A 12,053-nucleotide genomic window follows, 5' to 3' on the forward strand; every position below is an offset into this window, starting at 1 on the left:
CTTCCCACGCGGAATCCGGCGCAACCAGGGCTGTTGTGACGACTGCTCAGAAAGGTGGCCTCAGAAGGTGGTCGTCATCCCGCCGTCGACCGCGATCGTCTGCCCGGTGATGAAGGAGGCCGCGTCGCTCGCCAGGAACACCACGATCCCGGCGATCTCCTCCGGGCGGCCCCAGCGGCCGAGGGCGGTACGGGTGTGCAGCCAGCGGGCCCACTCCGGGTCGTCGGTCAGGTCGGCATCGGCCTCGGTGACGAAGGTGCCGGGGGCCACCGAGTTGACCGTGGTGCCGCTCGGCCCGAGGTCGGCGGCGAGGGCGCGGGTGAGGCCGTCGAGGCCGGCCTTGGCGGTGACGTAGGCGACGTCCCCGATGCGGCCGAGCCGGCCGAGCACGGAGGAGACGTTGATGATGCGGCCCGGGACACCGCGCTCGGCGAGCCCCTGGGCGACCGTCTGGCTCAGGGCGTACGCCGAGGTGAGGTGGACGTCGAGGAGGTGGCCGAGTTCCCCGGGCGTCATCTCGTCCAGACCGCGCCGGTCCCGCTGACCGACGTTGTTGACCAGGACGTCGATCACGCCGAGCCCGCTCACCGCGACCCGTGCCGCCTCCCGGTCGGTGACGTCGAAGGCCGCGCCCTCTACGTCCAGCCCGGCCAGGCGCAGTCCGGCGACCACCCGGTCCAGGGCGGCCTCGTCGCGGCCGTTGAGGATCACCCGGGCGCCCGCCCGCGCCAGGCCCCGCGCCATCTCCAGGCCGAGCCCGCGCACCGAGCCGGTGACCAGGGCGGTGCGACCGGCGAGCCCGAAGCCCACGCCGCCTGCCATCCGAGCCGTCCTCCTCCGCCGAAACGCACGTTTCTGCACCGTAGCCCACGTCGTCCCGGAACAGCGCGCGCCTCATTACCTGTCAGGTCATCGACCCCGATCGGCCCCGCTGACACGATCGAGAACGCAAGGAGCAAGGAGCAAGAACGCACGGAGCCCGACCGCCCGACGACCGGAAGGCCGCCGCCATGACCGCCTACGCCATAGCCCACCTGCGCGAGATCACCCCGCACGCGGAGATCGCCGACTACATCGAGCGCATCACCGCCACCTTCGAGCCGTACGGCGGCCGGTTCCTCGTCCACGGCACCGAGCACGAGACCGTGGAGGGCGGCTGGCCCGGGGCGGTCGTGATGATCGGGTTCCCGGGGATGGAGGAGGCGCGGGCCTGGTGGGACTCCCCGGCCTACCAGGAGATCGCCCCGCTGCGCTCCCGGCACATCGAGGGCGACATCATCCTCGTCCCGGGCGTCCCCGACGGCTACGACCCCACCACCACGGCGAAGGCACTCCGGGACTCCCTCTAGCCGCTCAGCGCCGTCTCGCCGCTCCTGGCCCCGGAGATGAGCTCCTGCCGGATGAACCACTCCGTGCCGAGCATCCGCTCCCGCGCCGCCGCCGGGAGTCCGGCCAGCAGCCCCGGCCCGGCCCCGCGCTCCACCTCGCTGCGATGGGCGAGCACGGCGGCCCACTTCCGCTCCAGCCAGGGGCGCACGTCGACCGTCGCCGTGACCCACTCGTCCGGCACGGTGTGCAGCCCCTTGCCCGCCGCCGCGAACTCCTCCAGCACCCGCACCGCCGAATGCGGGTGGGTGGCCAGATACAGCGCGCGGGGCCGCCAGGGCGCGCCCGCGTCCGGGTACAGCCGCTCAAGGCCCGCCGCCTGCACGGCCAGTACGGTCAGGCGGTGGGTGTGCACATGGTCCTCATGGCCCGACAGTCCGCCGTACGCGTCGTGCGTGACCACGATCTCCGGGCGGAACTGCCGTATATGCGCGACGAGCAGGCCGATCCCCTCGTCCAGGGGCGCGTCGCACAGCCGGGGCCGGCCGGGGGCGGACTCCGGCACCCGGGAGTCGGCGTAACCGAGCATCCGGGGCTTCTCGGAGGTGCCGAGTATCCGCGCCGCCTCGGCGAGTTCGGCGCCCCGCCGGGTGTCCGCGGCCCAGGTGGCCGTCACCACCGCCGTACGACCGCCCTCGGCGGCATTGCGCGCCAGCACTCCCCCGGAGAAGAGTGACTCGTCGTCCGGGTGGGCGAACACGGCGAGCAGGCTCGGCATCGGACGACCACCTCCGCGGGACTCAGGCCACCTGAACCTCCAACGGACATCGCACCCCCGTGAGTTCCTCCGACACCGTCCACAGCCGCCCGGCCGTCGCCGGGTCGCTCGCCGCCCGGGACCGGCTCACCAACGTCGGCCCGCCCCGCCACTCGCCCCAGCCGTCGGGGCCGACGTAGCTCGCGCCGGGCAGGTCCTGGGTGGCGGCGTACAGGGTCGGCAGGGCGCCCGCGCGGTCGCTCTGGGCCAGGAACTTGTTGGACAACCGCATCCCCACCCGGTTCAGCGGGCTCGCCGCGTGGCTCTGGAGGTTGGTGGCCGAGTACCCGGGGTGGGCCGCGAGCGCGCGCACCCGGGAGCCTGACTCCGTCAGCCGGCGCTGGAGTTCCAGCGTGAAGAGCAGGTTCGCCACCTTGGACTGGGCGTAGGCGCGGCGGGGGTGGTAGTCGGCGTCCATGTTCAGGTCGTCGAAGTGGATCGTGCCGCCCCGCCACCGATGGGCGGAGGAGGCGACGGTGACGACGCGGTCCGTGATGTACGGCAGGAGCAGGTTCGTCAGGGCGAAGTGGCCCAGGTGGTTGGTGCCGAACTGCATCTCGAAGCCGTCCTGGGTCCGCCGCTTCGGGAGCATCATCACGCCCGCGTTGTTGATCAGCAGGTGCAGCGGCCCGTCCCACCCGGCCGCGAACTCCCGCACGGAGGCGAGGTCGGCCAGATCGAGGCGCCGCACCTCGGTGCTGCCGTCGACGGTCGCGGCGGCGGCCCGGCCGCGCTCGGTGTCCCGTACGGCGAGGACGACATGCGCGCCCACTCCGGCCAGCGCCCGGGCGGCGGTGAGGCCGATGCCGCTGTTGGCCCCGGTGACGACGGCCGTACGACCGTGGAGATCGGGCAGGTCGGTCAGGTTCCACTTCTGCGTCTCGGTCATGCCACCGAATGTAGGCGCCGACAACAATGCTGTCAATGACAACAATGATGGCGACGCCAACAATGATGACGCCGACAACATCCAGTTACCATGTGCGCATGCCCGAGAGCCGCCCCTATCACCACGGAGACCTGCGCTCCACCCTGCTGGCCAGCGCCGAGCGCACGCTCCGGACGAAGGGTGTCGCCGCACTCTCCCTGCGCGAACTGGCCCGCGAGGCCGGCGTCAGCCACGCCGCGCCCGGCCGCCACTTCAAGGACAAGCAGGCCCTGCTCAACGCCCTGGCCCTCGCCGGTTACGACCGCCTGGAGCAGGCCATCAAGGCAGCCGACACCCCCGACCTCCCCCTCGAACCCCGGCTCACCGCCCTGGCCCGCGCGTATCTCCGCTTCGCCCTCGACAACGCCGAGCTGCTGGAGCTGATGTACGCCCGCAAGCACGACCCCGACTCCTACGACCAGATGGCGACCGCGATCGACGGCACCATCGGCGCGCTGTCCCGGGTCATCGCCGACGCCCAGCGGCGCGGCGAGATCATCGAGGCCGAGCCGGAACACCTCACGCTCGTCACCGGCGCGAGCCTGCACGGCCTCGCCGCCTTCGCGGCGGGCGGCATGCTCACACCCGAGGCGGCCCTGGACGGCATCGAGGAGCTGGTCCACCACCTCCTGTACGGCCTCAAGCCCCGGCGCGCGTAGCCTTCACCCGGGGAACATCTCCCCGACCCGTCACCCGACCGGCCGTCAGAAACGGTACGAGCAGGGCGAGTAGTGACAAGAGGGACTAACGACAGACCACACGACAGGTTCCGCTCCGGCCTCATTGCCCGGCGTGACCGGCCGTGATACACAGAGTGACCAGACAAGCATTCGTACGAAACCCGCCAACCAATGACGCCAAGTCGACATACGACAGCGAAATTGTCGGCGACAATGAGGCCTGACCTCTGCGCGACGCCAGAGGAAGTGGAACTACCCAACAGGGGCGGTGACTTACATGCTCTTTGCGGCCGACGAGGGAGACATCAACACCATCATCGGGGGGATCGCTCCGGACTGGGGCCCCTTCGGCAGCCTGGGCAACGAGGCCAAGGTGATGATCGAGGTCGTGATGGCGGTAGCGATCCTGCTCTGCCTCGGGATCGCCATCTGGGGCGCCGCCAAGCAGCGCATCGGCGCGACCGCGCTGCGCGACACCTTCAGCGCGGAACAGGGCAAGGGCCTCATCATCGCCGGCCTGACCGGCGTCTTCATCATCGGATCACTCGGCACGCTGTTCACGATCGTGTACGGCATGGCCGTGTAGCCGGCGCGCACCCGTCCCCTTCCGTCTCCTCCCACCCGCCCGTCGTGCCCACCGGCTGAGGTTGCGTCTCCCTGATGTCGAGTCACCACACCGCGCCCGCGCGGGAACCAGCACGGCTACCGTCGTACTCCAGCGGCTTCTACGGCTTCGGGTACGACGGTGAGGGGGCGTACGCGGTATGAGTCTCGGAGACGAGCGGGAGCCTTCCGGCGGCTACGGAGGCACGGGCCAGACCCGCACCCGGCTGCCCGAGGGCGGCGGCGACATGTACGGAGGCGCACGGCGGGGCGCCCGCTCCTCGTCCCGGAGCCTGGTCACGGTGGTCGGCGTGGTCGTCCTCCTCATCGCGGCCATCGCCTTCGCGAACCGTGGAGGAGACGATTCCTCATCCAACGAGGACTCAGCGGACAAGCCGGCGGCGGCTCCTACGGCTGCAACGGGCGAACGCCCGGTGGGCTCGGGCTTCGCCCGGGACGAGCAGGGGGTGCAGAGCGCGGCGGCGAATTATGCGGTGGCTCTGGGCTCGGCCGACATGTTCGACAAGGACAAGCGCGACGCCATCCTCCAGAACATCATCGTGCCTTCCCGCGTCTCGGAGTTCGAGGCGACCCTGGACCAGGCCTACACGCCGGCTTTCAATGCCAACGTGGGCCTGAACGAAGACGGCTCGGCACCCCCGGGCTACACCTTCGTGTCCCGTACGACCCCGATCGGCACCAAGGCCACCGAGGCTTCGGACAGCAGCGCCACGGTGGAGGTCTGGTGCAGCGGTCTCCTCGGCCTGGCCGGAGAGAACTCGACGAACCCGGTTACCAACAGTTGGTTCACCATCACCATGAAGCTCGAGTGGGCCGACAACGAGTGGAAGATCGTGACCCACTCGCAGAAGGACGGCCCCTCGCCCGTTCCCGGTGACGAAAGGGCATCCACTGCCGACGAAATGGCGAAGGCCGTCGAGGAGTACGGAGGCTTCACGTATGCCCGCTAGCCGCCGCGTACTCAAACTGGCCACCGTAGGCACGGCCGTCCAAGCCGCGCTGCTCCTCACTGCCACGCGGGCCATGGCCGCACCCACGCCTTCGCCCACGCCGAGCAACGACCCCTGCGATCTCATCCATGGCCCCGCCAAGGACTACTGCGAAAGCGACAACAGCGGCAGCGGATCCGGCGGCACCACGACCCTCGACCCCACCTCCACCCTCGACCCCCTCTCTTCCCTCGCCAAGGGCTGTGCCGACGCCGCCGCGTGGACCGTCGACAAGCTCAGCGAGGCCGTGAAGGACACCGCGAACGTCGACTTCACGAACCCGAAGTTCCTTCAGCAGTACGCCGTCGTGTTCGCCGCCTCCACCATCCTCACCCTCCTCCTGTGGCTGCTGGCCGTGGCCAAGCGAGCCGTGCGAGGCGTCCCGCTCACCACCGCCCTCAGCGAAGCCATCGGCTTCCTCTGGCTCACCGTCCTCGCGTCGGCGTTTACCCCGCTGATCCTCTACACCGTCGTCTCCGCCACCGACGGCATCTCCGAGGTGCTCGCGAAGACCACCGGCGACCAGACCGACACCTTCTTCGGCACGTTCTCCGGCGCGTTGGAGAAGGGCGAGGACATCGGCGGCGGACCGATCATGCTGATCGTCGTCTCACTCGTCAGCATCCTCGCCGCCGGAGTCCTCTGGCTGGAGCTCGTCATCCGCGCCGCCCTGCTCTACGTCGGCGCCCTCCTCGGCACCGTCGTCTACGCCGGCCTGGTCGACAAGAACCTGTGGGGACACGTCCGCCGCTGGGCAGGCATCATGATCGCCGTCATCCTCGTGAAGCCGGTCATCGTCATCGTCCTCGGGCTCGCCGGAGCGCTCTCCGCCGACGACGGCCCCGACGCCTTCTCCGCCGTCGTCTCCGGCCTCGCCATCATCCTGCTCGCCATCTTCGCCAGCGCGATGATCTACCGCTTCGTCCCCGGCTTCGGCGACGAGATCGCCGGCTCCCGCAACAACCGCATCATGCAGGGCGCCGAGAGCAAGGCCGCCGCCGTCATCAGTTCCCCCGCGACCCTGGTCGCCCAGGGCATCAAGACCCACAGCGCCCGCGCCGACAACAACGGCGGCCAGAGCGCGAGCAGCCCCCGCCCCGCCAACCAGGCGGCCGGCGGAGTCGCCGCGCACAGTTCCCGCACCGCGAACGGAGGCGGCGGATCTGTCCCCTCCGCCGCACCCGTGCCCCGGGCAGGCAGCCCGGTGAACACGCCCCACGCCAGCAACACCCGCAACAGCAGTACCAACCGCACGGGAGGTGAAGGGCGTTGACGACCGAGTCCCACGTGTCCCATCCGGTCACGCCCCGCCGTACATATCTGATCGGCCGCGCCCGGCCGAACGCGATCGTCGGCCGGAATCGTGAGACCGGCGAGATCGCCCTGATCATCGCGGGCGCGTTCCTCGGCATGATGTGCGGGCTCCTCGTCCCCGTCCTCTCCCTGCGCATCGTGCTGCTCATGGGCTTCCCCATGCTGGCGCTCGCCGCGGTCTACGTGCCGTACAAGCGCCGGACGTTCTACAAGTGGTTCGAGATCAACCGCAGCTTCAAGCGCACCCTGCGGTCCGGGACCGTCTACCGCTCGGCGGTGATGGAGGCGGGCGTCCGGATCGACGGCCGCGAGGTCGAGGTCGGGCCGCCGCCCGGTATCGGCCGGATCACCTGGCTCGCCGCCCCCTTCGGGCCCGACGAGATCGCCGTACTGCTGCACGCGGACCGCAGGACCGTCACCGCCGCCATCGAGATCGAGGGCCCGGGCGTCGGCCTGCGGGACTCCGAGGACCAGGAAGCCCTCGTCGACCGCTTCGGCACGCTCCTCAAGCACGTGGCCAACGGCGACGGCTTCGTCACCCGGCTCCAGATGCTCGCCCGCACCCTCCCCGCCGACCCCGACGCCCACGCCAAGGACGTCGCCGTACGCGGGGACGAGAAGGCGCTGCCGTGGCTGCAGCAGTCGTACGACCAGTTGCAGTCGATGGTGTCGACCAGCAGCGAGCAGCACCGCGCCTATCTGGTCGCCTGTATGCACTACACGCGCGAACTGGCCGCCGAGGCGCACGCCATGGCGCGGGCCGCCCGTCCGCAGCACGGCCGGAAGGTCGACAAGGACGCCGGGCTCGCCGTCGTCATGGCCCGTGAGCTGACCGACATCTGCTCGCGGCTCCAGGAAGCCGACATCCGGGTACGGCAGCCGCTCGGTCAGGGGCGGCTGGCAAGCCTCATCCACTCCATGTACGACCCGGACCACCCGATCGACCACATCCAGGCGATGACCAAGCGCAACGCCTGGCCGGCCGAGCTGGACGCCATGGAGCCCACCTACCTCCAGGCCAAGACCCGCGAGTCCTCCACCCGCGCCCCGTGGTGCCACGCCACGGCCTGGGTGAAGGAGTGGCCGATGACCCCGGTGGGCGTCAACTTCCTGGCGCCCCTTCTCGTGCACACCCCGGACGTCATCCGCACGGTCGCCGTCACGATGGACCTCGAACCCACCGAGATCGCCATCGAACGCATGCTGACGGAGAAGACGAACGACGAGGCCGAGGCCTCCCGCGCCGCCAAGATGAACCGGACCGTCGACCCCCGGGACATCGCCGCCCACAACCGCCTCGACCAGCGAGGAGAGGATCTCGCCAGCGGCGCCGCGGGCGTCAACCTCGTCGGCTGGATCACCGTCTCCTCCCGCTCTCCGGAGTCCCTGGCCCGCGACAAGCGGACCATCCGGGCGTCGGCCGGGAAGTCGTACCTGAAGCTGGAGTGGTGCGACCGCGAGCACCATCGCGCCTTCGTGAACACGCTCCCGTTCGCCACCGGCATTCGAAGGTAGGGCCTCCGCATGCGGGATCCGATGTCCATCCTCACCGACGCCTTCACCTCGTTCCTCTTCGGCAAGGTGGAGACGACCCGCCTGCCCGTCCGCACCTCCACCGGCCAGGCCCAGGCGGTCTATCTGCCCACGGCCGCGCCGGGCCTCGGCGACTCGGGCGTGATCATCGGCCGCGAGGTGTACTCCGGCAAGGGCTACATCTACGACCCCTTCCAGCTGTACGGCCAGCAGCTCCCCGCTCCGCACTGGCTGGTCCTCGGCGAGTCCGGCAACGGCAAGTCGGCGCTGGAGAAGACGTACGTCCTCAGGCAGCTGCGCTTCCGCGACCGGCAGGTCGTCGTGCTGGACGCGCAGGGCGAGGACGGCGTCGGTGAGTGGAACCTCATCGCGCAGGAGCTGGGGATAACTCCTATCCGGCTCGACCCGATGGCGGCCCTGGACCACGGGATCCGGCTCAACCCGCTCGACCCCTCGATCACGACGACGGGTCAGCTCGCGCTGCTCCGCACCATCATCGAGGTCGCCATGGGCCATGGCCTCGACGAGCGCTCCGGCTTCGCGCTGAAGGTCGCGCACGCCTACGTCAACGAGACCATCGTCGAACGGCAGCCCGTCCTCACCGACATCGTCGAGCAGCTACGGCATCCGGAGCCGGAGTCCGCGGAGGCGATGAACGTCGACATAGACGATGTCCGTGCCTGGGGACTCGATGTCGCCCTGGTGCTGGACCGGTTGGTCGACGGCGACCTGCGGGGCATGTTCGACGGCCCGACGACGGTCGGCATCGACCTCGACGCGCCGCTGATCGTCTTCGACCTGTCCCACATCGACCGCAACTCCATCGCCATGCCGATCCTGATGGCGATCGTCGGCGTGTGGCTGGAGCACACCTGGATCCGCCCCGACCGGAAGAAGCGCATCTTCCTGGTCGAGGAGGCCTGGCACATCATCAACAGCCCCTTCGTGGCCCAGCTCTTCCAGCGCCTGCTGAAGTTCGGCCGTCGCCTGGGTCTGTCCTTCGTCGCCGTGGTCCACCACCTGTCCGACGTCGTGGACGGGGCGGCGGCCAAGGAGGCGGCGGCGATCCTGAAGATGGCCTCGACCAGGACGATCTACGCCCAGAAGGCGGACGAGGCGAGGGCGACGGGCCGGGTGCTCGGGCTGCCGCGCTGGGCGGTGGAGATCATTCCGACGCTCACGCCCGGCATCGCCGTCTGGGACGTCAACGGCAATGTCCAGGTGGTCAAACACCTGGTCACCGAGACCGAACGGCCGCTGGTCTTCACCGACCGCGCGATGACCGAATCCTCCGCCGACCACCTGAACGACGACGCCCTGCGCGCCGCCGAGCTGGAGGCCGAGGAGCGGGCGGCGGCCTTCGTGGAACAGCACCTCGGCGACTCCGAGTCGACGGTGGCGTAAGGGGGCGGATCGGTGCGTGCGGACGACCGGCGGCAGGAGACCTCCGGCGGCATCCCCGACGGGCTGCTGGTCGGCATACTCGCCTTCCTGCTCGGCCTGACCCTGATGGTCTGGACGGCCACGGGACTCGCGGGCGTGTTCGCCCACGGCTCCTGGCCGGCGGGCGTCACCTTCACGCGTACGCCCCTGGCGATGCGGCATCTGTTCGGCGCCCCGCACGACATCGCGGGTGCCTGGCCGGAGACGCCCGCGGGAGAGCTGTCGGGGTACGGGCTGTTCTGGGGGCTGTTCGTCGGGCAGCTGATGGTGCTGATCGTGCTCACCGTGTTCGTGATGGGGACGGTGGCACGGTGGCGGGCGGTCCGGGCACGGCGCCGGGACGTAACCCCTGCGGAGCCGATCGTGGCCCCGGCCGAACCGGTCGTGGCCCCGGCGCCGGAACCGGTCACTCACGAGGTGCCGACACCGAGGGCACCGGAACCGGTGCCCGTACCGGCCCCCGCGGCTCCCGCCCCCTCCGCCGAACCCCTCGCCGGCTGGGAACCCACCCGCCCCGTCGTGGTCTACGGCGCCCAGGACACCCGGCACGCCACCGCGACCCAAGCCGTGCGCGACGCCGACGGCCCGGCCCTCGTCGTCACCTCCAACCCGGCCGTCTGGCAGGACACCAAGGACGCGCGGGCCAAGCTGGGCCCGGTCCACCTCTACGACCCCACGCACCGCTGCGACACCCCGTCCCGCCTCCACTGGTCCCCGACCACGGGCTGCGAGGACAAGCAGACGGCGGCGGCGAGAGCGGCGGCCCTGCTGGCCCCCGTCCGCCCCACCGCGAAGATCGACCAGGCAGTCGCCGACGTAGCCGAAACGCTCCTGCGCAGCGCCCTGCACGCGGCCGCGATAGACGGCCGTACGATCCGCCACGTCCACCGCTGGTCCCAGGGCACCCAACTCCAGGACGCGGTCCGCATCCTCCGTACGAGCCCCAAGGCGGCCCCCGGTGCCGCGGGCGAACTCGAGGCCGCGCTCACGGGCCACCCCGAAAGACGGGACATGGCCCAGCAGTTGACGACCCGGGCACTGTCTGCCCTGTTCACGGTCAACGTCCGCGAAGCCTGCACTCCGAACCGAACTGATGCGCTCGCCTTGGATTCCTTCGTCAACGAAGGGGGCACGCTTTATCTGGTGGGCGAGTCCCTCGAGGATCCGCGCACGAACCCAGGCGCGATGCCCTTGCTCACCGCCCTGGCCTCAAGCGTGGTCGAGCGCGGCCGGCGCATGGCCGAACGGTCATCCTCCGGTCGCCTCGACCCACCACTCACCCTGGTCCTGGACGACGTGGCGGCCGTGGCCCCGCTTCCCCAGCTCCCGGACCTGCTCGCCGCCGGAGCGGACCGGGGCCTGCCGACGCTGGCCCTGCTGCGCTCCCGGGAACAGGCCCGCTCCCGCTGGCCGCATGCCGAGCTACCGGTCTGAGTCCTTGTTCTTGACGAACTCGTGCTCCAGCGCCCCTGGTTGGCTCTCCAGCGGCACCGTCACCCCGCTCGGCTCGAAGCCCATCCGCCGGTAGAAGGCCTGCGCCCGCCCGTTGTCCTCGTGCACGATCAGCCGCACCCGCTCCAGCCCCTGCCGCCAGGACCACTGCAGCGCCTCGTCGAACATCAGCTCCGTCAGCCCGCACCCGCGATGCTCGGGCCGCATGAACACGCCCACGACATGCCCCTGCCGCCGCTCAACCGGAAACCCGGCCCAGTCGGTCGTGCCGGCCTCCTCCACGAGGACGGTCAGCGTCCCCACCCAGCTCCCGTCCGGCCCCTCGGCAACGACCTGCTGAGCCCCGAGCGCCCCCTCAGCGGCTCCCTCCGCCCGCTCCTTCCAGAACGAGTCCGGCCTGGCCGCCGCGTCCTCGTACGTCTCCAGAAAGGCGATCGGCGCCACGGGATCCCGCAGCGCGGCCAGCCGCAGCTCCCGCACGGCCGGCCACTCATCGGACCGCACCGACCGGACGACATACCGCTCCCCATTGCTCACGCTCATGGCCGCCACCGTAATACCCAGGTACTACGACCCTCATCCGATATCCGGCCTCCGCCCGACGCCCGGCGCTCACCCGGAGGATCGGAACGACGGCAGAGGCCGCCCCCTGCCCTCAAGGGGGTTGGCGCGTCCATCTCGAACTACCAGAGGAATCCACCTCGAGACGACGGTCCTCAGCGGTCCGGCTGACCGCCCGCTGCAAGCGCGATGTCGTCCTGATGGACGTCCGCATGCCCGGCCTCGACGGCATCGAGGCCGCGTACGCGCGGTGTCGACGGGGGACGCGGTGGTGGCCCCCAGCCTGGCCTGAAACGCAGAAAACCCCCGTGCCGATGGCACGGGGGTTTTCCCTAAAATTTGTTCGGCGGCGTCCTACTCTCCCACAGGGTCCCCCCTGCAGTACC

General features: G+C 70.5%; 12 protein-coding genes. 8 read left to right on the top strand and 4 right to left on the bottom strand.

Annotated elements, in window-relative coordinates; genetic code table 11:
• Positions 1-60 precede the first annotated feature (60 nt).
• A complete protein-coding gene (locus AC068Z_RS15545; RefSeq protein WP_478555320.1) occupies positions 61-822 on the bottom strand; it encodes an SDR family oxidoreductase in 762 nt (253 codons plus the stop codon).
• Between the two features lie 188 nt (positions 823-1,010).
• Between AC068Z_RS15545 and AC068Z_RS15550 the strand changes: the two genes are divergently transcribed.
• Positions 1,011-1,349, top strand: coding sequence for a DUF1330 domain-containing protein (locus tag AC068Z_RS15550; protein ID WP_478555322.1), 339 nt, complete (start codon positions 1,011-1,013; stop codon positions 1,347-1,349).
• On the opposite strand, the gene AC068Z_RS15555 is transcribed toward AC068Z_RS15550, so the two are convergent.
• Together AC068Z_RS15555 and AC068Z_RS15560 are read right to left on the bottom strand one after the other, a co-directional pair.
• On the bottom strand, positions 1,346-2,104 hold the full coding sequence (locus tag AC068Z_RS15555) for a PIG-L deacetylase family protein (RefSeq protein WP_478555324.1): 759 nt from the start codon (positions 2,102-2,104) through the stop codon (positions 1,346-1,348). The two genes, AC068Z_RS15550 and AC068Z_RS15555, sit on opposite strands and share 4 nt — an antisense overlap.
• A gap of 22 nt (positions 2,105-2,126) precedes the next feature.
• The gene (locus tag AC068Z_RS15560) at positions 2,127-3,032 is read right to left on the bottom strand and encodes an oxidoreductase (RefSeq protein WP_478555326.1); all 906 of its coding nucleotides are present in this window, start codon (positions 3,030-3,032) and stop codon (positions 2,127-2,129) included.
• 98 nt (positions 3,033-3,130) lie between these two features.
• Here AC068Z_RS15560 and AC068Z_RS15565 point away from each other — a divergent pair, with 98 nt between their 5' ends.
• The 7 genes from AC068Z_RS15565 to AC068Z_RS15595 all read left to right on the top strand — a co-directional run bounded on the left by AC068Z_RS15565 (position 3,131) and on the right by AC068Z_RS15595 (position 11,088).
• Positions 3,131-3,730: a TetR/AcrR family transcriptional regulator gene (locus tag AC068Z_RS15565; protein WP_478555328.1), complete on the top strand. Its 600-nt coding sequence runs from the start codon at positions 3,131-3,133 to the stop codon at positions 3,728-3,730.
• Between the two features lie 298 nt (positions 3,731-4,028).
• Positions 4,029-4,337 carry a hypothetical protein gene (locus AC068Z_RS15570; protein ID WP_019526682.1) on the top strand — a complete coding sequence of 103 codons (309 nt, stop codon included), beginning with the start codon at positions 4,029-4,031 and terminating at the stop codon, positions 4,335-4,337.
• A gap of 178 nt (positions 4,338-4,515) precedes the next feature.
• Positions 4,516-5,325 (top strand): hypothetical protein, encoded by an 810-nt coding sequence (locus AC068Z_RS15575; RefSeq protein ID WP_478555331.1) that lies wholly within the window; start codon positions 4,516-4,518, stop codon positions 5,323-5,325.
• Positions 5,315-6,637, top strand: coding sequence for a hypothetical protein (locus tag AC068Z_RS15580; RefSeq protein ID WP_478555333.1), 1,323 nt, complete (start codon positions 5,315-5,317; stop codon positions 6,635-6,637). Before AC068Z_RS15575 ends, AC068Z_RS15580 begins: the two co-directional genes overlap by 11 nt.
• Positions 6,634-8,193 (top strand): SCO6880 family protein, encoded by a 1,560-nt coding sequence (locus AC068Z_RS15585; protein ID WP_478555335.1) that lies wholly within the window; start codon positions 6,634-6,636, stop codon positions 8,191-8,193. Before AC068Z_RS15580 ends, AC068Z_RS15585 begins: the two co-directional genes overlap by 4 nt.
• Before the next feature lie 9 nt (positions 8,194-8,202).
• Positions 8,203-9,615 (top strand): ATP-binding protein, encoded by a 1,413-nt coding sequence (locus AC068Z_RS15590; protein WP_478555337.1) that lies wholly within the window; start codon positions 8,203-8,205, stop codon positions 9,613-9,615.
• Between the two features lie 12 nt (positions 9,616-9,627).
• Positions 9,628-11,088, top strand: a complete 1,461-nt coding sequence (locus AC068Z_RS15595; protein ID WP_478555339.1) for a type IV secretory system conjugative DNA transfer family protein — start codon at positions 9,628-9,630, stop codon at positions 11,086-11,088.
• Here the strand turns inward: AC068Z_RS15595 and AC068Z_RS15600 are convergent.
• A complete protein-coding gene (locus tag AC068Z_RS15600; RefSeq protein WP_478555341.1) occupies positions 11,077-11,649 on the bottom strand; it encodes a GNAT family N-acetyltransferase in 573 nt (190 codons plus the stop codon). The genes AC068Z_RS15595 and AC068Z_RS15600 overlap by 12 nt on opposite strands.
• Positions 11,650-12,053 lie beyond the last annotated feature (404 nt).

The sequence above is a fragment of the Streptomyces sp. NPDC043726 genome (genome assembly GCF_056436565.1).